Here is a 23,764-nt window from a genome sequence, read left to right as displayed (position 1 = left end):
AATTCATCAAAATTACACCCTTAAGGATTGGGGAAAATTAATTTTGATGAATTTTAAGCAGACTTCAAATATTGGAGGCAAAGGAATAGCATCATTCAACGTTGCACTCAACGCCGGATTTTGTCAATTCTATGCAGGTGTTTTTAGTTGAAACACAATTTCATCGTCTCTGTTATAAACTCGTTTCTTTTGTCAGAAATTTGAAGATGTATCACTTATTATTTTCAATATCAATCTGATGATTTCTATTTTTCTTTTGTCCAGTTCAAGAGACCGCTTTTTTGCTTTCCAACCGCTGTCGGAAGGGATTGGGCTTTTAAAAAACCACAAGCTAAATCAGTGCACCTTCCTGATTCATAGAATCCGAAACCCGCAGTTGATGTGAAAATACTTCATTTAAATTAGCGGTGTCTTACCCCTTTCTGATGGTACTGTACATTTTTTACCGTCTCTTTATAATGATTGGGGGTTGAAGCATTAGGATGGGATGAATGAGAAGCATCTGTTACAAAATGATCCTCCGGTTTTGCATTTCTGATTTCTCTGCCGTTCTGATAGGTCTTATGATCAGCACTGCGGTAGATTTGTCCCTCGTCATAAAGCGTTCCATCGGGAGCAGTATATTGCCGTTGTACGGTTGCTTTTCTTTTTCTTAAAAAAGCCATTGCAAGTGTTCCTATTGCTGTAGCTGCCAGTCCTATGGCGATTTTTACAGGGGTCTTCATATTTTTATTATTTGAGAATCAATAGACAAAATTCTTGCCATTATTCCCAGATGCCTCGCGGGAACACGACTGCGTCACAGCATTAACCCAGATGAAGATTATAAAATTTTTAAAATGCCAGATCAAATGCTCACTACCAAAAAATTTGATGATACCTTTAGGAGGCTGTTTGAATCTGTTTTAACAATTATAAAAGGGACAAGAGCGATGAAAATTACACGCTTTAGGGATGGAGGAAATTAATTTTGATGAATGGTAAACAGGCTCTGGAATTTGTTTTATTAATTATGGATATCCGTTTATAATAATGTAAAAATATCAATAGTCCTTGTGATGAGGTTCTAGATTTTTTCCTGCCCTTTATTACCCCGTATTAAAAAAGCGGCTCAGGAGCCGCTTCATAGAATGGTAATGAAATATATCAGTGCGCTGCGTACCCACAGATTTTTACGCAAACCTCTCGGACAGAACCTTTAAAAGTTTGAGAGCTTCCTGCTTTAAATTTTAAAAATGAAAAAATAAACGCGCTGCGCGGTATTATGCAGGAACTCCGTTGTCTTTTTCCCTGTCCCAAAAACGGTGCAGTCTGATGTTTTCTACGAAATCATTTAAAACGCCGGAAGTAGTGATCCCTTTATTTTTCAACGCTGATTTTGGCAATGCTTTTTCCAGCAATAACCGGCCATTTCCGTCCGTTGAAATGGGTTTGCAGTGTTTAAAGGCTTCCGCAATAAAATGAACAGCATCTGCATTTGCGGAAAGGATTTCCACACTGTCGCCTCCCGGCACATATACTGCATCAAACACCACAGATGCGGCGGTTAACAGACTGTCATCAATTGGATACTTTTCGCCCGACTGCGTAGTTACGAATCCATGTCCCGGTGCAATCACGGCAACCATGGCTCCCCGGTCGCCCAGTTCTTTTTTTACCTCGGTAAAGGCTTTATCATTAACGCCATCTGCAGTTAAAATGGCGATTCTTCTGGCCCGAATATCTGTCGGGAGCTTTTTCGCCATGCTGAGCGATGGGGCCTTATCAATCGGTAATTTTTCTTTGAAAGAGTGGTAATGCTCAGGATTTCCGTCTGCCGGTATGCTGCCGGTGATCGGCTGCGGCAGTTTCTGGGGAATCAAACCTAGATGGTCTCCAACCGTTTTTGAAAGTTCCCCATCAATTTCTAAGAGCATATTCACCATTCTCTGGCGGATCGGAACTGTTTTAACCTTTCCCAGTTCGAAGGCAAAGGCGTTTTGAATGTGGCGTTTTTCATCGGCCGACATGCTGTTGTAAAAAAGCGCGGGCTGACTGAAATGATCAAAAAAACTTTTACTTCTCCGTCTTATTTTATTGGAATCTATGCGTTCTTCAAAAGAGGAAAATCCTCCTTCGGCAATCATGGCCTGAAAAGGGCAGCCTCCTCCGAGGGAATTAGGATTGTACGCTACTTTCCCTTTATTAATCTGCATTCTGTGCATTCCATCCCGCTGATTATTGGTCACCTCCGGAATGGATTTGTTAATGGGAATTTCATGAAAATTCGGTCCTCCCAATCTTGAAATCTGCGTATCGGTGTAAGAGAATAATCGCCCCTGCAGCAACGGATCATTGGTAAAATCAATTCCCGGAACCAGGTGACCGGGATGAAAAGCGACCTGTTCGGTCTCTGCAAAGAAATTATCCGGATTCCTGTTTAAGGTCATTTTTCCGATAATCTCCACCGGCACCATTTCTTCGGGAATTAATTTGGTGGGGTCCAGAAGATCGAACGGATACCGATGCTCGTCTTCCTGCGCTACAATCTGCACGCCCAGTTCCCACTCCGGGTAATGGCCTTCATCAATCGCCTCCCACAAATCTCTCCGGTGAAAGTCGGTGTCTTTCCCGGCAATTCTTTGCGCCTCGTCCCAGGCTAATCCCAGAACGCCCTGTTTCGGTTTCCAGTGGAATTTTACGAAATGAGATTTCCCTTCCGCGTTGATAAAGCGGAAGGTATGGATTCCAAACCCTTCCATCGTGCGTAAACTTCTCGGAATCGCACGGTCGCTCATCAGCCACATCACATTGTGCATTGCTTCCGGCATCAGCGATATAAAGTCCCAGAAGGTATCATGGGCGGAAGCTGCCTGCGGAATTTCGTTATGCGGTTCTGGTTTTACCGCATGCACGAGGTCCGGAAATTTAGTGGCATCCTGAATAAAAAATACAGGCATATTATTTCCTACCAGATCATAGTTTCCCTCCTGGGTATAGAATTTTACGGCAAATCCGCGGACGTCTCTTGGTACATCAGTAGATCCTCTGAATCCTGCCACTGTAGAAAACCTTACAAAAACGGGTGTTTTTATTGAAGTGTCATTTAAGAATTTTGCTTTCGTATATTTTCCCATCGGTTGATACAGTTCGAACACGCCGTGAGCTCCCGAACCTCTTGCATGAACAATCCTTTCCGGAATACGCTCATGATCGAAGTGGGTGATTTTTTCGCGGAGGATAAAATCCTCCAGAAGCGTTGCGCCTCTTTCGCCTGTTTTCAGGGAGTTTTGATCATCATTAATTTTCAGTCCCTGATCAGTGGTCAGGAATTCACCCTGGTTATCGGTGGTGAATTTACCAAGCTGTTCCTGTTTAGGATTTGCCCCATTTTCAAATGGTTCACTTTCATTTATTTTCATAATGTAGTTCTAATGTTGAAGGGTTAATTAAACGGCATTTAAATCTTTGGACTGAAGCTTTCCGTCCACAGCCTGTGAATTTAAGTTGGTGTCTGCAATGGAACTCAATAAGGAATCAGATTTTTTTTCTTCGCCTAAAGTCTTGAGCAAGAGATCAAGTGCGGCTCTTTCATTCAGCGTTTTAGCAAATGCGGCAAGGGTTCCGTATGTGGCGATCTCATAATGCTCTACTTTTTGCGCACTTGCAATAATTCCTGCATCCCGGACAGGACCCGGTGCGGTCTCTTCCATAATTTCTTCCCCTTCTTTAATAATTCCCTCCATGGCTAAACATTTTTTACCTTCCGGTTTCACTCCCATGGACTCAAAAACTTTTTCCAGTCTTTCCACCTGCATTTTGGTTTGGGCCAGATGGTCTTTAAACGCTGTCTTTAATTTCTGATCTGTGGCCTGCTCCAACATTTTAGGTATTGTTTTTACCAGTGCATTTTCGGCCCAGTAAATGTCTTTCAAACCATCAATAAAAAAATCTCTAAGATTGGTGATGGGTTTACTTGCGTTTTGTGCTTCGTTCGCACTTTTCTTTTTTGCCATAGGTTTAAAATTTAGAGTTGTTACCATTTCCTGTATGCAAATAAAATTCCATTTATGTTAATGTATATGTAAAAAGAAGAATATTTATTTAATGATTATGTAAGATAAAGGCTTTTTTAGGATTGATTTGCAGGAACGCAGGGGGTCATGGGTCAATTGAGGTGAATTGAGGTGAATTGAGGTGAATGGTAAATTGGAAGAATGGAGATTGGTGAATGATGAATGGGTTCTTGCGCGATTGAGTATTTGGCATCGGGGTGCTCCTTTTTTTAACGCAATGGGTTGAGGTTCAATGGTGGTAAAGCAGGACAACAGGGTTTTGTACAATCTAGAAGTTGGCTTTGTACTGTTGGTCACGGTTAATATCCACGATATTGGAAAATGAAGGCTTTACCCATTAATATGCGGTGAGCGAACCTGCGGTCTTTAGGCAGTGGGGCATACTATAACCATACTATATCCATACTGTATTCATTCCATATCTATTGGATTCGGTATCTTGGGGTAGTATTGATAACTGCTAATAAGATGGCGTAACTCAAAGGGGTTCTTAAAATTACCGGAAGGCCGCGCGGGCTTTGTGATATAAAGTGATGGGAAAGATGATCGCGTGGACTCTTAAGTCGACCCTCCAAGTAAACAGTTTTTCAATAGAAAGCTGCGTCATTGCGGCCGTCTTCTTGGTACGGATCACTTTCAGGGTTCCTTTGGTCACAGAGGATGAGTCACGGATCGGTGAGGCTTCGTCCAGAATTAAATCTTCTGCCTCATGCTCTTTTGCGGTACTGTAATGATTAGGTTTTGAACTGAGTCCCGGTGAAGGCTGGAATTCTATGATGTGTTCCAGCTGCTCTATGGGGTACATTTCATTATTACCAAAGGAGAAGGCGAACGGCTTCAGTTAAAAATAGATGGTCACCTGTTTTTCGCTCTCCTTTAAACATAAAAAAAGAGTGCAGCCCCAATGACAGGCTGCACTCTTTTATTGTTTTTTGTAAAGAAGATATCCTAGTAATTCAAAGTGAGTCCTGCACCCCAGCTCATGTCGCTGTCATAGTGTGTGGAGATCCCAAAATTCTTTGTAACGATATATTTAAGACCTGCGCTATATTCTTTGTCAGTATTGATCATGAATGCCCCGCGCAAACGTGGTGAAAGCGGAATGTCTTCACGCTTCAGCTGAAATCTTACAATACCGTCTGTAAATATTTCTGCCTGCAGATCTACCAGCATCGGAAGTCTGTACGTGATACCGGCGCTGAAAGTTTTTCGTTCGTCTTTTGTGTTGGCTTGTCCAAAAAGGTTTTTTTCAATATTGTTCCTGTCAATCTTTCTGTAATGGTAATTGAATCCGATAAATGGTTTCAGCCACTGCATCCGGTCCACATATCTTCCGAGCTGGGTTTCCACTTCGTAGCCGTGCCGGGGACTGTAACCTAAGCGCCATTCTGTTCCCAATTCCCAGCGGGTATTTGAGATTCTGGCCCTACCATCATTACCATTAGTAGCAAAATCGTTTTCAGCCATCAGGTGCCACATGTTACTTTCGCGCTGAAGCTTTTTATAGGCCGAAGCTTTATCGGGCAGCAAAGGATTCTGATCATCGCCCACAGCGAAAACACGGTTCATCCCTGCCATCATGTGATAGAGGATGTGACAGTGGAAGAACCAGTCACCATCCGTTTTTGCTGTAAATTCTATAACATCGGTTTCCATGGGCATCATATCCAACACATTTTTGAGAGGTGCCTGCGCGCCATTTTTGTTGAGTACCCGAAAATCAAATCCGTGCAGGTGCATGGGGTGACGCATCATAGAATTATTAAAAAGGGTAATGCGGAGGATCTCGCCTTTTTTGACCACTATTTTGTCGGATTCTGCCAGGACTTTATTGTCCATGCTCCAAACGTAGCGGTTCATATTTCCGGTGAGGGTGAACTTGAGATCGCGCACAGGCCTGTCTTTTGGGAGCGAGGTGTCATAGGGGGATTTCATCATGCCGTAATTCAAAGTGGTAATTCCAGAAGTTGGCATCTGGTGCTTTGAGTGATCCATTTGCGCCTCACTGGTGTTCATGTTATCCATTTTTATTGCGTCATTGTTTTCTGCGGTAATTTCTGGATACATCACCTGATTCATATCCATGGTCTGGTAACTCATCTCCATACCCATATCCTTCATGTCACCGTTCATCTTCATCATGTCATTCATCATTTTCATCCCTTCAAAATATTTAAGTTTGGGTAATGGTGCGTGCGCTTTTTTAATTCCTCCGCCAATGTAGACCGAAGCCGATTTTGTGCGGTCTTCGGGCGTAATGAGGAATTCATAGGAGGTGTTTTTTTCAGGAATTTCCACTACGACATCCACCGTTTCGGAAACCGCGAGGATAAGGCGGTCAACTTCGACCGGCTCAATATCCAGTCCATCACTTGCTACCACTTTAAATTTTCCTCCTGCATAGTTGAGCCAAAAGTAGGAGGAAGCACCACCGTTGGCAATTTGAAGTCTTACTTTGTCCCCGGCTTTGTATCCCGAGAGTTGGCTTTCGATTTTACCGTTTATCAGGAATGCATCATAATAAATATCGCTCACGTCCATGGCCAGCATCCGCTTCCATTCATTGGTGAGTTTTGTTTTAAAGTGGCCTTCTTTGATGGCTTCCGCATAACTTTGGGTGGTGCCTTTTTTTATGGCAAACCAGTCGTTGGCATTATGGAGCATCCGCTGAACATTATTAGGATTCAGGTTTGTCCACTCGCTCAGGATAAGGTGCTCTGTGGGCAAATCATCAATGCCCGTTCGAAAAGTAGGATCTTCGGGACGTTTTTTCAGTATCAACATGCCATACATTCCAATTTGCTCCTGCAGGCCAGTGTGCGAATGATACCAGTGGGTTCCGTTTTGGATGATCGGAAACGAATACGTGTAGGTTGAATGTGGTGGAATTGGTTTCTGGGTGAGCCAGGGAACCCCATCTTCTTTATTTGGCAGATGAAGACCGTGCCAGTGAAGAGAAGTTTCTTCATCCATTAAATTATGGACAATAACTTCCGCCGTATCGCCCTCATAAAACTCCAACTTTGGCATCGGAATCTGCCCGTTTACGGCAATGGCGCGTTTCTGTTTTCCCGCAAAATTTACCAGGGTATCTTTCACATAAAGATGGTAGGTCACTTTGCGTCCACCTTTCAGGTGCTTTTCGGGCATCGGCATGACCATTTTGTGTTCACCATGCATCTGCATGTTTCCGTGTGTATCATGATCTTCCTTCTTTCCTTTTTGAGGGACCAGATTCATACCGCACTTAGGACACTTTCCGGGTTTGTCCGAAACAACCTCGGGATGCATCGGACAGGTGTACATCTTTTGCGCTGCTTCATGCTGATGCGGATCTGAAGTTTGATGTTCCGGGGTTTTGCCGGTAGCCTGATGCTGGCCGCTTTCCTTTTGAGGAACCAGATTCATACCGCACTTTGGACACTTTCCGGGGTTGTCTGATACTACCTCGGGGTGCATCGGACAGGTATAACGTTCTTGCACAGCTTCATGCTGGTGCTCATCTGCTGTTTTATGTTCCGTAGTTTTAACCATAGCAGGCATCGGTTCTTCTGACGCCGCTGTCGGCTTAGTCGGTTTCGGTTTTTTAACAGCAGGCAAGGTTTTTGAGACCGCTTTAGGTATATTTTTCGGTTTCTGCACTTCAGTTTTTTTAACCGGTACTGCGTTTTTAGGTGCCGCTGCAGGCTGCGAATTTTGAGCCGATAAAGGTTTCACTGTAGGTTTTTTAATGGTAATGGTTTTTTTTACCAGCGTCATGCCGCAAATGGGGCAGTTACCGGGTGCTGATTTCACGACCTGGGGATGCATGGGGCGGGTATAATACGTTTTAGTGCTCTGTGAATACGTGTTTATGGACATTGCCATCAACATCAAGAGCGATAGTAGGTATTTCATTTTGTGATTATTTAATTTTTAACAAACTTGCGTTCAATGCGACCACGATGGTACTTACGCTCATCAACACTGCGCCCATCGCTGGGCTTAGAACAAATGACGGATAGAGAACACCAGCCGCCAGTGGAATTGCCACAACGTTGTAACCCACTGCCCACACCAGGTTCTGAATCATTTTGCTGTAGGTTTTCTTTCCGAAATCAATCATTTTTACGACGTCACGGGGATCACTGTTCACCAGAATAATGTCTGCTGTTTCAGCAGCAACATCTGTTCCCGAACCTACCGCAATACCGACATCAGCCTGTGCTAAGGCGGGCGCATCATTTACGCCGTCTCCAGTCATTGCAACGATTTCCCCTTTGTCCTGGAATTCTTTTACTTTTTCCTGTTTGTGATGCGGAAGTACATTGGCCAGATATCCGTCCATCCCTAACTGCTTCGACACTGCTGCTGCGACCTTTTCGTTATCGCCTGTAAGCAGGAATGATTTAATGTTCATGCTGCGTAATTGGTCAATGGCTTCTTTGGCGCCGTCCCGAATGGTATCTGCCAAAGAAACAATTCCCACAGTCTCGCCATCAATGAGAATAAAGTTTACGGTTTCTGCATCCTGGTTAATTTCTTCGGGAATGGGAGGAACCTGTTTATTGTTTTGAACAAAATAATTAGGACCTGCTGCGACAACCGATTTACCGTTTACCATCCCTGTCACTCCGATTCCCTGCATGTAGCGGAAACTTTCTGACTTCCATAAATCCAGTTTCTTTTCGGTGAGCGTCTGCATGATTCCTTTCGCAATATGGTGTTCGGAATTCTGCTGCACTGCTGCTGCATACTGGAGTAAATCGTTTTCGGAATAGCGCTCCGTTAAAGGAATGATTTTCTGCACGGTATGGGAACCTTTGGTAAGGGTTCCGGTCTTATCAAAAATAATGGTGGATAATTTCCTGGTTGTTTCAAAAGCCGTTCGGTTTCTGATGAGCAAACCATTGGTGGCTGAGAGTGTAGTGGATATAGCCACCACCAAAGGAATTGCCACTCCCAACGCATGAGGACAGGCTGTTACCATTACGGTTACCATGCGTTCCAGGGCAAAAGCCAAATCGCCCATGGTGATGTACCAATACGCAAAAGTGCTTACGCCCACTACGATTGCTACTATAGTAAGCCATTTGGCTACTTTATCCGCCAGATTCTGGGTGTTGGACTTCGCTGCCTGCGCATCCTGCACCAAATTAATGACCTTATTGAGATAGGAATCTTTTCCAACCCCTGTTGCTTTAATCTTCAAGACACCGTCTCCATTAATAGACCCTGCTATCACCTTTCCTCCGGACTCTTTTTTTACAGGAACGCTTTCACCGGTCAGCATACTTTCATTTAAATATGAACTGCCCTCGACAATCAGACCATCGGCGGCAACTTTTTCACCCGGTCTTATCATTACGGTGTCTCCGTTTTTGAGCTGTTCCAGTTTTATTTTAACGGGGCTGCCATTCTGTTCTACTGTTACCTCATTAGGAAGCAGAGCCACTAAGGATTGTAACGCTTTTGATGCAGCCATCTGGGAGCGCATTTCGAGCCAATGACCCAAAAGCATAATGACAATTAAGGTGGCGAGTTCCCAAAAGAAATCCATACCCGGAAGTCCGAATACGACGGCAACGGAATAGACATACGCTACGGTAATCGCCAAGGCAACGAGGGTCATCATCCCAATAGCTCCTGCTCTCACTTCGCCCAAAAAACCTTTAAAGAAGGGCATTCCGCCATAGAAATAAATAATACTTCCCAACACCAACAGCACGTATTTATCCCCAGTAAAAGCAATCGTAAAACCGAGCCACTGCTGAATCATGTGGGAAAGCAACAGGACTGGAACCGAAAGCATCAGTGTAATCCAGAATCTTTTCAGGAAATCCGGCGTATGATGACCGGCATGTTTGTCAAATCCCGCTACAGACTCGTCAGATTCTGAGTGATGACCATGATTCTGATGATGATGGCTGGGTTCGTCTTTTTCAAGTTGGGCCATTCCTCCTAATGGAATTAAGTTCATCCCGCAAAGCGGACATTTCCCCGGTTCGTCCTTCAATATCTGGGGATGCATGGGACAGGTGAATTTTTTCATAATTAATTTTATTTACAAAAAGATTTACTTCACTTTTATAATTCGAATTCCTCCGTTGTTAATAACTCAATTTTTGTTAGCTTCGGTTTTGAAAGTCCATCAACAACATTTCCTGTCCTGCTGAACAGGGGGACACGGCACTGTTCCGTAACTGCAATACACACAGCAATCGCCTTGTTTTGGTGTTAAAACGGTCTTACATTTTTCGCATTCGTAGAAATACTGGCAAGAATCTGTAGGCATTGTTTCCTCTTTCCTGTGCCCACAATTGGGGCAGGTGATGATCGACTGTAATTTGATTGTACTCATTTGTTTAATGATTTTATTATCTATTTTCATGATCAGTAGTGTCCAATTTATATTTTTTTTTGTTGGTTACTAAATATCCGGTAGCGTTTATGGCCTTTTCGATTTCATCACTGTTTGTTTTGAATCATCAAATTTCACCACTGCATTTTTGTTTTCGTACGAAGCGTCTGAACTTATAATTCCCGTCAGTTTATGTACTTCGCTATTGACATGTTCCCCACAACTTGCGCAGGTCATTCCACTGATTGTAAATTCTATTTCCCGGATATCAGACTGGTTCACGACTATATTTTGCTTTTCTGTTTTTGGATAGAAAACAGCTGAATAGTATGAGAAGGCAAGCATCACGACAGCAAATAGGGTTACCATCCCCAAAAACATTTTCGACTGCGTGAACGGTATTTTCTCATCTTTCTCACAGCTACAGTCCAATTGTTGTTTAGGTTTTAATTTAAGATACCAGGCAAAACCAAGAACAAAAACTGTTAACGCGATTAAATAAGGCCGTAAAGGTTCGAGCCAGGAAAAAGTTGCAGCAAGGCCGCTTGTTCCTGCAATGAAGGCTAATAATGGTGTAATGCAACATAATGAGGCGGTGAAGGCAGCCAGCAGACCGGTACTGATTAATTTTTTGTCTGTTTTCATACTGTTTTTAAGATTTTGTTTTCACTTTTGACGATTTTCATTTCATGTTTTGAAGTTCAAGTTCTGACTGAAAAAACTGCATCAGGATTTTTTGTTTGTCTGGGGTTAAGTCTGCATCATGATGAAGTAAAAGATAAGATTTTAAAGGCATTTCTTCTTTTTCAATCTGGCTGATTATGCTTTTTATTTTTGCTTTTTTCCGTCTTTTTGAATAGACATTGAACTGATCAAAATTGAGCTCTTCTTTGCCTTTTTTAATATGCTGAGCCATAAACCAGGCTCCGGGCTGAACTTCCGAATACCAGGGATAGCGGGTGTTATTGGAATGACAGTCATAACAGGAAACTTTAAGGATTGCAGCCACGCTGGCAGGCACCTTTTCGGTGATTTCAAAACTTTGCCCCGCCGGAACGGTTGAAACATTACGCTCCACCGGTATGAACTGAATGGCTAAAAGAACCGAAACCACTGTCACCGACAACCAACTTATGCTGTTCAATTTTCTCATCTTACATGGTGCTCATATCGTGACCCGCCATGGGATCGACTCCTTTCTTGAATATGTATTCACTGTTCAGCAGGTATGCGCCGGAAACCACTACTTCGTCACCTGCCTTAATACCGGAGGTGATTTCAATTCTGTCATCATATTCCAGACCCGTTTCCACCATTCTGTTGACGAAGGTGTTCTTCGCCGTTTTCACCCAGACCGTGGAGGATTTACCATCCCTGATTACTGCATCAACGGGTATAGAAAGGCCATCGCGGGATTTGTTTTCCACCAGAACATATACCGGCATTCCGGGTTTCAGCAAATTTCCTTTGTTGGGCACGGAAACGCGGACTAAGTTTATTCTACTTGATGGACTGATTTCAGGGTTTGTAAAATCAATCTTTCCGTTAATTTTCAAATTATCCAGATCGGGAATATATACGGTGACCTTGCTGTCTTTCTGAAGGAGTGCCATTTGAGAGGAATAGACCTGTGCCTCTGCCCACAGCGACGAGAGATCTGCCAGACTGACGATGGTGCCGCCTTCGGCAAGATAATCCCCTTCGGCAATGCTGAGATCGGTGATGTATCCGCCTGCATTGCTGAATACGGTAGTAGTTGGTGTGGCTTTTCCTGATCTTTCCAGCTGTTTGATCTGGCTTTCGGACATTCCCCATAAATAAAGCTTGTTTCGGGAACTTTGGAGCAACTGATCAAAATCAATGGAAGTATTGCCGACAAACAGCTTGCGTCTTTCAAGCGCCAGCAGATATTCCTGTTTGGCATTATTGAGTTCTTCACTGTAAATATCCACAAGTGGCGCCCCCTTCGGAACAAAATCGCCAATATTTTTATAATACAGGCGTTCGACTCTGCCCATCACTCTGGAACTGACTGACTGCATCTGGTACTGGTTAAAATTGAGTGTTCCGGTCAGGGTGAGTTTATCAGCCATAGCGCCGTCAGAAAGCGCGACTGTTTTGATATTTCCCAATTTAACCTGCTCGTCATTCAAGATAATTTCGTTAGGATCAGCATTCTTTTTCTTCTCGACAGGCACCAAATCCATGTGGCAAATGGGACATTTTCCCGGTTTATCGGAGACTACCTGTGGATGCATGGAACAGGTGTAGTAGATATCGTGGCCGGCATGAGGATCTTCCTCCTTTTTACAGGAGTAAAGAAAAACCAGCAAGGCCAGCATTAAAATATTGAATTTCATCTTATCAATTTTTATCTGTTAATTTTTATGAAACTTTCGCTGTCCATCAGGTACTGTGCGTTTTCAGCAACACCATCTTCCGGAAGCAAACCACTGACGATCTGGATTTTATCGCCTACCACAGCTCCGGTAACAACTTTATGGGCAATAAAACCGCCTTCTACTTTTTTGAACGCGATTTTATCCATCCCCAATGAAACCACCGCTGATTTCGGCAGCCAGTCTGCTATTCTGTTGTGGCTCATAATCTCTGCTTTAACCTGACTTCCGACAGGAATTTTTGCGGTACTGTTATCAAAATAGACGCGCGCCGTTACGGTTTTGCTGCCCTGCCTGAAAAACGGTTCAATAAAACCGATGGTTCCTTTGAAACGGCTCTCCGGATTGGATTCCGGGATGACCATGACAGACTGTCCCTTGCTGACCAGTGCAATGTCTTCAGAAAAAATATTGATCAGGGCCCAGGTTCTGTTGGGATTGTAGACACTGAAAATATTCTGCCCTTTCTGGAGATACATGCCTTCTTTCAGGGGTAATTCTGCTGTGACTGCTGTATTTGAAGCCATTTCGGGAGCGGGTTGCTGTGCTGAACCCATGGATCCTGCCGCTCCTGCCTGCTGAATGTGTCCGCTGTAATTGCTGAAAACCGGAACTGTGAGATCAGGTTTTCCTTTTTGGATGACTTTCTGAATCTGTGAAGCCGGCATTCCCAAAAGAAGAAGTTTTTGCCGTGAGGCATCCATCATCGTTTTGTTTGAGCGGTCGTTTTTCAGAACAAAGAGCAGATTTTGCTGTGCGGTTAAAAGTTCCGGACTGTATATATCTAAAATGCGCTGGCCTTTTGTCACTTTCTGGTATTTGTACCGCACATAGAGTTTCTCGATCCGTCCGGCTACGCGGGATGAAATACTGCCAATCTGCCGGGTGTCATATTCTACTGTTCCCAGGGCATCAACCGTTGTCGGGATGTTTTCTCTTTTTAACTTTATTACCGGCAATTCTGAGACCACAAATTCATTGGTAGGTTTCAGCAGATCGTCAAGTTCAATCCCTTCTTCCTTTTTTTTCTGGGCGTCTTTCAGGACCAAATCCATCCCACATTTGGGGCATTTTCCGGGTTTGTCTGAGATTACTTCCGGATGCATGGGACAAGTGTAGGTGTGCATTGCCGCCTCTGCTGTGTGCTTATCTTCCCAGAACTTCAGTTTGTCACAGGCCGTTAAACCCAACAAAAGCATGGTGTACATTATTAGTTTTCTCATCTTCTTTCAATTAAGCGGTCAATTTCAGTTTGTGTCTGCAGTGCTTTGGTCAGGATCTCGAAATATTCCAACTGGGTCATATTCAGCTGTTCCCAGGCATCATACAACATGAAGAGTTCTTCCGTATTCTGCTCATAACCCAACTGCATAGATTTGTAGTTGTTTTTTAAGGCCGGAATAATGGTGTCTTCATAGAGTTTCAGCTGATTTTTATTCAGGTCCAGTTCATTGCGCATTCCGTAGGCCATTCCACTGTATTCGTTCACCATCATTTCTTTCTGAGCCTGCAGGGCTTCTTCTTTCAGTTTGAGGCTTTCAATATTGGCTTTGTTCATGCCTGAAGCCCAGGAAACGAAAGGCAGTTTTGCCATCAGCATGAGCGAAAACTGCATGGGCTGGCCCCCAAAACCGAACATGTTTTCGAACTTCACTCCAAATTCCGGCTTCAGATTCTGTTGTTCGAGATCCTGTTTCAGTTTTGCAATATTGATTTCCCGGTCTATGCCGCGGAGATCACTTCTGTTCTGCTCAAAAAGATCCTTACCAAAAGTCTCCAGGGAATAATCGTTCAGGTTGTACTCAGGCAGGATTTCCAGAGGGGAAAGCGCGTCTCTTCCCATGAGGGCATTCAAACGGATGCGGTTGACGCGGAGGTCATTCTCATACATGAGCTGCATGTTTTTGGAACTTCCGAGGGCAGCTTTGGCTTTGTAATAAGCCGATATTTTACCGAGCCCATTTTTATATCTGATCTCGGCATTTTTAATCATAAAGTCTAGCATCTTTTCGTTTTCCTTCACGACTTTCAGTTTTTTATCCAGGACGATGGAACTGTAATACAGTTTTTTCGCATCCTGAAAGTTTTCATTGAGGGCGGCATAAAGCTTTTCCTTTTCTACTGAAGACATTGCCTTCATCAGATTTTCGTTGGCGTCGAGTTTCTTTCTGTTCGGAAACATCTGTTCCACCGAAACTGCTACGGAACCCATACCGAGCATGTCGCCATCACGCTGCCATAGTTTTGCATTATAGGGAGTCATGAAGAAACCAGCTCCTACGGTTGGGGGCATCCAGCTTCTTGCTCCTTTGGCGGCAGCATCCATTGACCGGACTTCGGCATTGTACATTTTTACCACCGGGTGGTTGGCTGCGATACTGTCTATTACTGCGGGCAGGGACATCTGCTGCGCATCAATGGTGGTGTAAAGCAATGCAAGTATTGCTGTTATTATTAATTTTTTCATTTTGTAATCATTAAAGGATTAATGGGAAGCGTCGAGCACATCAATTTTCCCCAGTTTGTTCAGTTCCCATTCCTTCTGCATATAAAAGATAATGGGTGTTACCAAAAGGATGTGAATGGCCGAAGTGAAAACGCCACCAACCATCGGCAATACAATTGGTTTCATCATGTCACTTCCCACACCGTGGCTCCAGAGGATGGGAACGAGTCCGAAGAGGGTCACACAAACCGTCATAATTTTAGGTCTTAATCTTTTGGCTGCACCATTAATAACATACTCGCGGAGTTCTTCATTTGTAATGGTCTCCCGTGAGTTTCCGTTTTTTGTAATAAGCTGAACCATGGCGTCGTTCAGGTAAATGACCATGACGATTCCGGTTTCCACGGCAAGTCCGAACAGGGCAATAAAACCGACTGCTACTGCTACGGAGAGATTCACGCCCCAAATTGAAATCATGAATACGCCGCCAATTAAGGCAAAAGGAATACTGATGAGATTAAAGAAAGCTTCGCGGTAAGAGTTGAACGCAAAATACATGGAAAGGAAGATCACGACCAATACCAGTGGCATAATCATTTTTAAAGTCTGCTCGCCGCGAATCAGGTTTTCGTACTGGCCGCTCCATTCCACGAAATAGCCTTTGGGCATTTTGGTGACCATGCTGTTTAGTTTTTTCTGTGCTTCTTCCACGGTGCTGCCCAAATCCCGGTCGCGCACGTTGAACAGAACAGTACCACGCAACATTGCGTTTTCAGAATTGATCATTGGAGGACCTTCTGTAAGGCGAATTTCTGCCACTGCACTGAGCGGGATGGAACCAAATTCCATGGTCTGCATGGGCAGTCTTCGCAGTGACTCCAAATTATTTCTGAAATCCTGGCCGTATCTGGCGTTTACAGAGAATCGCTGTCTGCCTTCCACGGTGGTGGTGAGTTTCATTCCGCCTAGGGCACTTTCCACGACGGCATTAACATCATCCACACTTAAGCCGTATCTTCCAATTTCTTCACGTTTAACTTCAATATCGACATATTTTCCGCCGGTGATCGGTTCTACATACATGTCCTTGATTCCTTCAATGCCTGTGAGTTCTTTTTTTATTTTTTCGGAGAGAACGGCAATACTGTCCAGGTTCTGTCCGTATACTTTTACGCCCACATCCGTTCTGATCCCTGTTGAAAGCATATTGATCCGGTTGGAAATCGGCATGGTCCAGCCGTTGGTTACGCCCGGAATCTGGAGTTTTGCATTCAGTTCATCGATGAGATCTTCTTTTGTTTTGCCCTCGCGCCATTCGCTTTGCGGTTTCAACAGAATAATGGTTTCAATCATGGAGATGGGTGAATTATCCGTCGCCGTGTTGGCTCTTCCGGCTTTTCCAAGGACATGATCCACTTCCGGAACTCCTTTAATGATTTTATCCTGCACCTGCAGTAATCTTTTGGCCTCAGAGTTCGAAATATCGGGCAGGGTAACCGGCATAAACAGCAGGGATCCCTCATCCAACGGCGGCATAAATTCGCGCCCGAGGTTCATAATCATTGGAATACTGATGAGCAGAGCTAAAATATTAATGCCAAGCGTCGTTTTTTTCCATTTCATACACCATCTTATCAGTGGTTCGTACACCCGTTCCAAGCCCCTGTTTATTGGGTTTTTATTATCGTCCTTAAATTTTCCTTTCATGAAAAAAGAGATGAGCACCGGTGCAAGGGTAAGCACCAGGATCGCATCAACAATCAGGATGAAGGTTTTGGTGTACGCCAGCGGGTGAAAAAGTTTGCCTTCCTGGCCCGTCAACATAAATACCGGGAGAAAAGAAACCACGATGATCACTGTTGAAAAAAAGACGCCTCGGGATACCTGTAAGGACGATTTTTCAATAATCTTCATCCGAATATCTTCGGGAATTTTAACGTAACGGTCTTTCTCCTTATCTTTCTTTCTGAATATATTTTTAAACCAGTTGGTCTTCATTGTTATGGGTTTTTATTTTGTTGATGGTTCTGCCAATCGGAGAGATTTTTATACGCATTTTCAGACATGATAATTCCGTTATCTACGATCACCCCGATTGCAAGCGCAATTCCGGTAAGTGACATGATGTTGGAGGATAGTCCAAACGCATTGAGCAGAATAAAGCTGATGGCAATGGTGACCGGAATCTGGATAATGATGCTGAAGGCACTTCGCCAGTGGAAGAGGAACAGAATAACAATGATTGCTACCACGATAATTTCTTCAATCAGCTTGGTTTTAATATTGTCTATTGCCCCTTCAATCAGCGTACTGCGGTCGTAAGATGTTTTGAAGGTAACACCTTCGGGCAGGCCTTTTTCTACATCCTTCATTTTCTCTTTCACATCCTTGATGACCTTATCCGCATTTTCGCCATACCGGGCCACCACGATACCGCCCACAACTTCGCCTTCACCGTCTGCATCGAAAATACCCAGCCGCAGATCACCACCCATCTGTACAGAGCCAATATCTTTGACCCGCACAGGAATTCCGTTGAAATTTCCCAAAGCAATTTCCTCAATATCGGCAACGTTCTTGATGTAACCCAGACCGCGAATGATATAAGCCATATCGGCCATCTCAAATTTACGTCCGCCCACATCATTATTGTTGGCTTTCACTTTGTTCATCACATCCATCAAGGAAACGTTATAGTACTGCAGTTTTACAGGATCTACGACGAGTTGGTACTGTTTTTCGAACCCCCCGAAGGAAGCTACTTCCGCGACACCGGGAACCGTCTGCAGGGCAAACTTGACGTACCAGTCCTGGAGTGCACGCTGGTCTCCCAAATCCATTTTGGGTGCATCGAAATGGTACCAGAAGACGTGACCAACACCGGTGCCATCGGGTCCGAGCGTAGGGGTAACATCCTGCGGGAGTAAGCGCTGCGCATAATTGAGGCGTTCCATAACCCGGGTTCTGGCCCAGTAAATGTCCACGTTATCTTCAAAAATGACATACACGAAACTCATCCCAAACATAGAGGAAGCCCGGATATTTTTGATTTTCGGAATGCCCTGAAGGTTGCTGACCAGCGGGAAAGTCACCTGATCTTCTATAATCTGGGGACTTCTGCCCATCCACTCCGTAAAAACGATGACCTGGTTTTCACTCAGATCCGGAATGGCATCGATGGGATTGTCCCTTACCGCAAAAATACCCCAGATAAAAAGGCCGATTGCTATCAGCAAAACGAAGTACCTGTTGCGGAGGGACAGTTTGATTAAATTTTGAATCATGGTTCTGTATGGTTTTACTTAATTTCTTCCTGAACCTCGCCACAGGACAGCATTTCTTTGCCGTAATAAGGATTCTTCACCTCGCGTGAATCGCTGAGCCAGAAGGCTCCTTTGTTGTCATTATACATAGGGCAGAATACTTTGTACACCGGTTTTGGAGTTCCGAAATCTTTGAGCAGGTCGTAAAAATCTGCACTCATTAAATCCAGGTGTTCGCGCTGATGATCGATCTTTCCGGCATTATCCGCAATATGCTGGGCGTGTTCCCGGATGCTGGATTCCAGTTCCGCAAATTCTTTCTTCTGTTCGGCGGAAAATCCGTTTTTGTCTATTTTAGGAAAGGAAGCCAAGATTCCTTTTGCTGCACTTACCGCTTCTTTATCATCATCACCCGACAACGCGAATGTAAGGTGGGTGTAATGGGAATAGAGTTCTGTAAGATTTGCGGAAGTTTTTTTGGAGTCGGTCACGGTTACCTTTGCATCCATAGGCATATTGCCCATCGCTGCACTGTCCGACATCATGCTCCTATCATGCTGCATGGATGTCTCAGTGGTGCTTTTCTGTTCTTTGTTTTCTTTACAAGAAGTGAGTGCCAATGTTCCAATTGCTAAAAGGCTGAATGCTATTGTTTTCATTATTATATAAGTTTAAAGGTTATTTATTTTTTATTAAAAAAGGCTTCGTAGTTTTTTTTATTTTCGAAGTACATGACATTGTCATTTTTATCGGATATGGCGATAATTGCGGTTGCTTTATCGATGAGTTTTTTTGATATCGGATCATATGCCATGCGTGCATTTTCTTCCTGTGGGATTCTCAGTTTGCAGTTTTCGCAGCAGCCGTAATAGGTTTTACCGTCGTGCTGTACTTCGAGTTGTTTTTTGCCCATATAGGCATTATTGACCATACATACCTGGTCATGCGGAACAATGTCGCCGATGGTTAAGTGTGCGACCGCAATTTGAGTGTTTTCGGCTTTTGAATTGTTGCAGGAAACGAGGAATACCGCTGCAAAAGCGAGTATTCCCAAAAGAATATTCTTCATTAAATTTTAAATTTTAGGTTAATTATGAGCCTCCGTGTGTAGAACTGATTATGAGCATGCTGATCTTCAAGGTGTCCTTGCTCCAAAAGCAAAATCTTTTCTGAAAGATTTACTTTTAAGGGAAAAGTTGAAGTTCAAAGGAATATACATCGCCGCTATATGATCAAGGATAAAGTGACAAAAGCACTTCACGATAAGACATAATTCAGGCTGTAAAAAGAAAGTATTAACCTATTTTTGGCGGTTGCCAAATGGTATGGAATCCACCAGAATAGCTGGGATTCTGATAGTAGAAATTAGAATTATTGCTATCGTAAGCAGGCGCTTGATTTCTTGAATCTTCTAAAAATTTACTGTCCGCTAAAATGGTGTAGTGAAATGATCCACAAAGGTTCCCGCTGCAGTTTCCTGAGCATCCTTCGGTTTGACAATTGTGTGATTTTGGGTGACAGCATTCTTCTTTGCAATCGCCGCTGTCGCAAGACGGATGAAATTTCGCGAATGACTGTTTAATGAAAGTTTCGGCATGAGCCTCTGATTTCAAAATCTGCTTGTCCTTTTTGCTGCAAGCCAATGAAATTCCTGGCACTAGAAATAACGCGAGTGTAAAGGAAAGGAACAGTATTTTTAAATTAACGTGCATTATAAAGTAAAACAGTACAAATGTAGGAAATTATTTTTGAAGTTTTATTTTCTCTTCTGAATGATTACCGAATTAACCTTCCTTCCTTCCTTCCTTCCTTCCTTCCTTCCGACGCCGGGGACAGCGGTTTAGCGGTCAAACAGTAATACCGATGGCCAAGACTACTGAATATAAACCCGCTACCATTATCATCGCAACACCGGAACGGCAAAAAAGAGTGCATGTATTGGCAAGAAGACCACTATGAAGCGGTTTTCTGCGATGAAAAAATAGCGGGAACCAACATTATCGGATGGGGCGAAGGGAAGTAAAGGCTGCCGAAAAAAATTAACGTATCCGATACCTTAACGGAGAAAGATATGACAAAAGCTACTCTCAAACTAAGTAGATATTATAAATCATGGAGCTTAAAAAGATCAGCGGGATTAAAGATTTATTGTTCTAGTCCGATACATATAAATGGAATATTTGATAATATTAGTTTAGATGACTAGTCGAGAATGATAATTGGAAATCTATTACTAAAGGAGGATCAATCTGGTTGAATGTTGAATAAAATTAGTTCGGGTATTTCATTTTAACCACTGCCCGCGAAGGAGATTTGATATATGTACAGATCGCAAATCTGCGACATCCTTTAACTTTACAAAATAATAAATTTATTAATTTTAATAACAAAAACAACATAACCAACAAAGTGAACCTTCTGATACAAAAATAAAACTGATCGACTGCTTCAAGTAATTTTAAATGATACTGTTGATCAAAGCGACGTTTGAAAGCTGTATTGATTTAATACCATCAATTACTATCTTTGATACTATCAAATGATAATATTACGAATGAATTCGAGTTTACGAGATTGCACCCGACCGTATTATAAAAATAGTAAATAACGGATGAAACCACCTTATACCATCACTGAAAATATTTTAGCGTTAATTGCCTCTATTTCAGAAAAGATAGGAGATTAACGGAATATCAATTCAGATAGTGTCCTTATTGCTACAATTATTTTAGCCCATCTTTTTCATCAAAATTATTTTAAGAGATTTTCGATAAAGAATATTGAAAATATCCGTAAAAAAGCCACTTTCTATGAAAAATTGAAAGTGGCTGTGATTTGATGTACCCCATTCTGTTTTAAATTACCCCTAAATCTTTACAGAATGCAATCAGCTGTTCATTATTATTAATTTTCAATTCCTCTTTTAGAATACTCAGTCTTTTTTCAACACTGCTAAGGCTGTTAGGTTTGATATCATTAGTCACGAGATAGGTAGGGATGTTCTTCTGTATCACCCCTTTGGAAAGAAGTGAGACCAAAGTAATGTCATAGGAAGTAAATTCATAGCTGTTTAGTTTTTTTACTTCATGTTTTATGTCCAGGGCAAGATAATTTTTACCGGCAAATACTGCATCGATTGCCTTTTTGAGTTCTTTAGCATCGTTTCTGGCTTTTCGCACATAACCGTTAATGCCATTCTCTTTGAATAAAGCATCAATAATCCCTGATTTCTGTTCTGCAGAAAAGACAATTATTTTAATGGAGGGAAGAACCGCACGAATTGCGCTGACCATTTCTTTACCGTCTTTTAATTTCTGTTCCCTATGATCGGTATCAAAATGGAGATCTGTAATCACAAGATCGTAGGGTGAATGGTCCCTGATGCTTTTCCCGACCTTGGCCATGGCATCATCACAATAGTGTACGTAGTCTACTGTAGGGATATTCAGATCATGAAGTGTTCTCTGTACGGAAAGGTTTTGGATTTCGTGATCTTCGGCGATTAAAACTTTTTTAAACATAGCATTTTTATTTATAAGCCAGAAAAGGAGAAATCTATTTTTAATCCTTTTTCTGTTTCAGTGTCAAAAATAATCACTCCCTGCAGATTTACAATACGGGATTCCACATTCCGCATTCCATTTTTAAAAATAGTTTCTTTTTTTATTCCTATTCCTGTATCTCTGTAGGCTACCGTAATCCTGTCTTCCATTCTTTCAAATCGTAACGTTACCCGATCTGCATGACTGTGTTTTTTCATGTTAACAAGCAGTTCTCTCAATATTTGATAGACTTCCCCTTTTTTGATGTGACTGACCCCTTCCCAAATCGATGGGTCATTTCCTGCAATAACTGTCTGTACGTTGTGGGTATTAAAATACCCTATTAATTTTCTGATTTTTTCACTGAAAATTTCCGGGCTGTCGTGTACCTCAATACCTTCATACGATATATTCCGGGATCTATCGTAGACGTATTCCAAATCATCAAGGGTTTCATCTCTGCTGATCTCCAGATTGTTTTCTAATTTGGTCATCAGCTGATAAATCCCGTTGGCCACCACGTCATGCACTTTTTTCGAGTATTTTAACTCCGTTTTTTTTACTTCCAGGTCTTTTTCCTGCTGCAGTCTTTTCCTTCTTTTCTTAGAAGACATTATCACAGTTATCATTGTAATTATCAGTCCTGCCGCGATCATCGCCAGATACATCAGTTTCTTTTGAGATTCCAGTTTTTCAACTTTCAGAATACTGTTTTCGGCTTTGCTTTTTTCTACCCCATACCGGATCAGCGCAAATTGATTTTTGGCTTTGCTGCTTTTTAATTGAATTTCGGCACTGAGGGTATTGTATGTCTGAAAATTGTCCAGGTAATTATTTTTATCCAAAATAATGATTCTCTTAATGGCCTCCAGAACATCCGGAGTACTATTGGCTTCTACCGCCGCCTGTTTCATTTGTTTTGCAAACTGTAAGGAGACTGCAGGATCTTTATCGGCATAGTAATCACACAGATTGATATAGCTTGAATTTAAACCATGTTTATTACCGTCTTTCAGTCTGATTTTTAAGGCCTTATGGTAATAGGGTACAGGATTAAAAGTGTTGTCACTAAAATGTTTTGCATAAGCCCAATTGTTTAAAGCTCTTGCATAATTGATGCTGTCTTTAACCTGAAGTGCAACTTCCAAATTCCGAAGGGCATTTTTAAAGTCCCCTCTCATTATTAGTACATCCCCAATATTATTATAATACACATATTTATTTTCGGGATCGGTGACCTTTTTTAAAGCCAGTTTATAAAAATTCTCAGCATGATCAAAGTTTCTAAGTTTAGTTGATGCAATGGCAAGATTATTATAATTTGCCGCTAAAAAGCCATTAGAAATACTGTCATTTTTATTAACCAACAGCGTGTCGGCTTCCAGTGATGTTTCAATACTTCCAAAATAATCTCCGTTATCACACTGTATTATTGCCATATTGATAGAAGCCTGCGCGGCTTTTATTGAATCGTTATTCAGTAAATATTCATCTTTTGCAATACTGTAATAATAAAATGCAGAATCGGAAAGCTTCTCCCCTCTAAATAAATTAGCTTTGTCGTGATTCTTACTGTTGACTGCAGGATTTTTATTTACAGGATCCTGTTTTTTACAGGAATAGAAAGTAAAAAAGATTAGAATTAATATCATTCTGAACATATTCAATTTTTCATGCAAAATAATGAAAAAAGGCAGATATCCGGTATCTGCCTCTTCA

18 protein-coding genes and 2 pseudogenes are annotated in these 23,764 nt (G+C 42.4%); all 20 read right to left on the bottom strand.

Translation table 11 applies throughout. The features are described from left to right. Positions 1–401: 401 nt before the first annotated feature. The 20 genes and pseudogenes from QF004_RS08150 to QF004_RS08055 all read right to left on the bottom strand — a co-directional run bounded on the left by QF004_RS08150 (position 402) and on the right by QF004_RS08055 (position 23,697). Positions 402–725, bottom strand: a complete 324-nt coding sequence (locus tag QF004_RS08150) for a hypothetical protein (protein WP_133440136.1) — start codon at positions 723–725, stop codon at positions 402–404. 537 nt (positions 726–1,262) lie between these two features. Then, the gene (locus QF004_RS08145; RefSeq protein WP_307424880.1) at positions 1,263–3,401 is read right to left on the bottom strand and encodes a catalase; all 2,139 of its coding nucleotides are present in this window, start codon (positions 3,399–3,401) and stop codon (positions 1,263–1,265) included. 27 nt (positions 3,402–3,428) lie between these two features. Further along, positions 3,429–3,995, bottom strand: a complete 567-nt coding sequence (locus QF004_RS08140; RefSeq protein ID WP_307424877.1) for a ferritin-like domain-containing protein — start codon at positions 3,993–3,995, stop codon at positions 3,429–3,431. A 556-nt stretch (positions 3,996–4,551) separates the two neighbouring features. Further along, positions 4,552–4,860 carry a hypothetical protein gene (locus QF004_RS08135; RefSeq protein ID WP_307424874.1) on the bottom strand — a complete coding sequence of 103 codons (309 nt, stop codon included), beginning with the start codon at positions 4,858–4,860 and terminating at the stop codon, positions 4,552–4,554. A gap of 143 nt (positions 4,861–5,003) precedes the next feature. After that, positions 5,004–7,589, bottom strand: a complete 2,586-nt coding sequence (locus QF004_RS08130; RefSeq protein ID WP_373456886.1) for a multicopper oxidase domain-containing protein — start codon at positions 7,587–7,589, stop codon at positions 5,004–5,006. A 219-nt stretch (positions 7,590–7,808) separates the two neighbouring features. Continuing rightward, a pseudogene (locus tag QF004_RS13965) lies at positions 7,809–7,916 on the bottom strand (heavy metal-binding domain-containing protein); the annotation flags it as partial. Positions 7,917–7,959: 43 nt separating this feature from the next. After that, entirely contained in the window at positions 7,960–10,086 is a 2,127-nt protein-coding gene (locus QF004_RS08120; RefSeq protein WP_307424871.1) for a heavy metal translocating P-type ATPase, read from the bottom strand. Positions 10,087–10,185: 99 nt separating this feature from the next. Further along, a complete protein-coding gene (locus tag QF004_RS08115; protein WP_307424868.1) occupies positions 10,186–10,395 on the bottom strand; it encodes a GDCCVxC domain-containing (seleno)protein in 210 nt (69 codons plus the stop codon). A gap of 16 nt (positions 10,396–10,411) precedes the next feature. Further along, positions 10,412–11,040, bottom strand: a pseudogene (gene merTP / locus QF004_RS08110) (mercuric transport protein MerTP). A gap of 37 nt (positions 11,041–11,077) precedes the next feature. Continuing rightward, on the bottom strand, positions 11,078–11,548 hold the full coding sequence (locus tag QF004_RS08105; RefSeq protein WP_307424865.1) for a heme-binding domain-containing protein: 471 nt from the start codon (positions 11,546–11,548) through the stop codon (positions 11,078–11,080). Position 11,549: 1 nt separating this feature from the next. Continuing rightward, the gene (locus QF004_RS08100; protein WP_307424862.1) at positions 11,550–12,755 is read right to left on the bottom strand and encodes an efflux RND transporter periplasmic adaptor subunit; all 1,206 of its coding nucleotides are present in this window, start codon (positions 12,753–12,755) and stop codon (positions 11,550–11,552) included. 11 nt (positions 12,756–12,766) lie between these two features. After that, positions 12,767–14,017, bottom strand: a complete 1,251-nt coding sequence (locus QF004_RS08095) for an efflux RND transporter periplasmic adaptor subunit (RefSeq protein WP_307424859.1) — start codon at positions 14,015–14,017, stop codon at positions 12,767–12,769. Continuing rightward, positions 14,014–15,261 (bottom strand): TolC family protein, encoded by a 1,248-nt coding sequence (locus QF004_RS08090; RefSeq protein WP_307424855.1) that lies wholly within the window; start codon positions 15,259–15,261, stop codon positions 14,014–14,016. Before QF004_RS08090 ends, QF004_RS08095 begins: the two co-directional genes overlap by 4 nt. A gap of 18 nt (positions 15,262–15,279) precedes the next feature. After that, positions 15,280–17,238 (bottom strand): efflux RND transporter permease subunit, encoded by a 1,959-nt coding sequence (locus QF004_RS08085; protein WP_307424851.1) that lies wholly within the window; start codon positions 17,236–17,238, stop codon positions 15,280–15,282. A 2-nt stretch (positions 17,239–17,240) separates the two neighbouring features. Beyond that, positions 17,241–18,524: an efflux RND transporter permease subunit gene (locus QF004_RS08080; protein WP_307424848.1), complete on the bottom strand. Its 1,284-nt coding sequence runs from the start codon at positions 18,522–18,524 to the stop codon at positions 17,241–17,243. A gap of 14 nt (positions 18,525–18,538) precedes the next feature. Continuing rightward, complete coding sequence (locus QF004_RS08075) at positions 18,539–19,162, bottom strand: DUF3347 domain-containing protein (RefSeq protein WP_307424846.1); 624 nt, start codon at positions 19,160–19,162, stop codon at positions 18,539–18,541. 23 nt (positions 19,163–19,185) lie between these two features. Continuing rightward, the gene (locus tag QF004_RS08070; protein WP_307424844.1) at positions 19,186–19,572 is read right to left on the bottom strand and encodes a hypothetical protein; all 387 of its coding nucleotides are present in this window, start codon (positions 19,570–19,572) and stop codon (positions 19,186–19,188) included. Positions 19,573–19,932: 360 nt separating this feature from the next. Beyond that, entirely contained in the window at positions 19,933–20,100 is a 168-nt protein-coding gene (locus QF004_RS08065) for a hypothetical protein (protein WP_307424841.1), read from the bottom strand. Between the two features lie 1,258 nt (positions 20,101–21,358). Continuing rightward, positions 21,359–22,024, bottom strand: coding sequence for a response regulator (locus QF004_RS08060; protein ID WP_307424837.1), 666 nt, complete (start codon positions 22,022–22,024; stop codon positions 21,359–21,361). An 11-nt stretch (positions 22,025–22,035) separates the two neighbouring features. Continuing rightward, complete coding sequence (locus tag QF004_RS08055; RefSeq protein ID WP_307424834.1) at positions 22,036–23,697, bottom strand: ATP-binding protein; 1,662 nt, start codon at positions 23,695–23,697, stop codon at positions 22,036–22,038. Positions 23,698–23,764: the final 67 nt, after the last annotated feature.

It is taken from the genome of Chryseobacterium sp. MDT2-18 (assembly GCF_030815285.1).
GTDB classification, from domain to species: domain Bacteria; phylum Bacteroidota; class Bacteroidia; order Flavobacteriales; family Weeksellaceae; genus Kaistella; species Kaistella salivictor.
Note: the sequence above shows the minus strand (reverse complement) of the source record. Positions and strands in the feature narration are given on the sequence as shown.

Coding starts and splice junctions, on each gene's coding strand:
- QF004_RS08150 (WP_133440136.1), bottom strand. CDS start 725: ATGAAGACCCCTGTAAAAATCGCCATAGGACTGGCAGCTACAGCAATA.
- QF004_RS08145 (WP_307424880.1), bottom strand. CDS start 3,401: ATGAAAATAAATGAAAGTGAACCATTTGAAAATGGGGCAAATCCTAAA.
- QF004_RS08140 (WP_307424877.1), bottom strand. CDS start 3,995: ATGGCAAAAAAGAAAAGTGCGAACGAAGCACAAAACGCAAGTAAACCC.
- QF004_RS08135 (WP_307424874.1), bottom strand. CDS start 4,860: ATGTACCCCATAGAGCAGCTGGAACACATCATAGAATTCCAGCCTTCA.
- QF004_RS08130 (WP_373456886.1), bottom strand. CDS start 7,589: ATGGTTAAAACTACGGAACATAAAACAGCAGATGAGCACCAGCATGAA.
- QF004_RS08120 (WP_307424871.1), bottom strand. CDS start 10,086: ATGAAAAAATTCACCTGTCCCATGCATCCCCAGATATTGAAGGACGAA.
- QF004_RS08115 (WP_307424868.1), bottom strand. CDS start 10,395: ATGAGTACAATCAAATTACAGTCGATCATCACCTGCCCCAATTGTGGG.
- QF004_RS08105 (WP_307424865.1), bottom strand. CDS start 11,548: ATGAGAAAATTGAACAGCATAAGTTGGTTGTCGGTGACAGTGGTTTCG.
- QF004_RS08100 (WP_307424862.1), bottom strand. CDS start 12,755: ATGAAATTCAATATTTTAATGCTGGCCTTGCTGGTTTTTCTTTACTCC.
- QF004_RS08095 (WP_307424859.1), bottom strand. CDS start 14,017: ATGAGAAAACTAATAATGTACACCATGCTTTTGTTGGGTTTAACGGCC.
- QF004_RS08090 (WP_307424855.1), bottom strand. CDS start 15,261: ATGAAAAAATTAATAATAACAGCAATACTTGCATTGCTTTACACCACC.
- QF004_RS08085 (WP_307424851.1), bottom strand. CDS start 17,238: ATGAAGACCAACTGGTTTAAAAATATATTCAGAAAGAAAGATAAGGAG.
- QF004_RS08080 (WP_307424848.1), bottom strand. CDS start 18,524: ATGATTCAAAATTTAATCAAACTGTCCCTCCGCAACAGGTACTTCGTT.
- QF004_RS08075 (WP_307424846.1), bottom strand. CDS start 19,162: ATGAAAACAATAGCATTCAGCCTTTTAGCAATTGGAACATTGGCACTC.
- QF004_RS08070 (WP_307424844.1), bottom strand. CDS start 19,572: ATGAAGAATATTCTTTTGGGAATACTCGCTTTTGCAGCGGTATTCCTC.
- QF004_RS08065 (WP_307424841.1), bottom strand. CDS start 20,100: ATGCCGAAACTTTCATTAAACAGTCATTCGCGAAATTTCATCCGTCTT.
- QF004_RS08060 (WP_307424837.1), bottom strand. CDS start 22,024: ATGTTTAAAAAAGTTTTAATCGCCGAAGATCACGAAATCCAAAACCTT.
- QF004_RS08055 (WP_307424834.1), bottom strand. CDS start 23,697: ATGATATTAATTCTAATCTTTTTTACTTTCTATTCCTGTAAAAAACAG.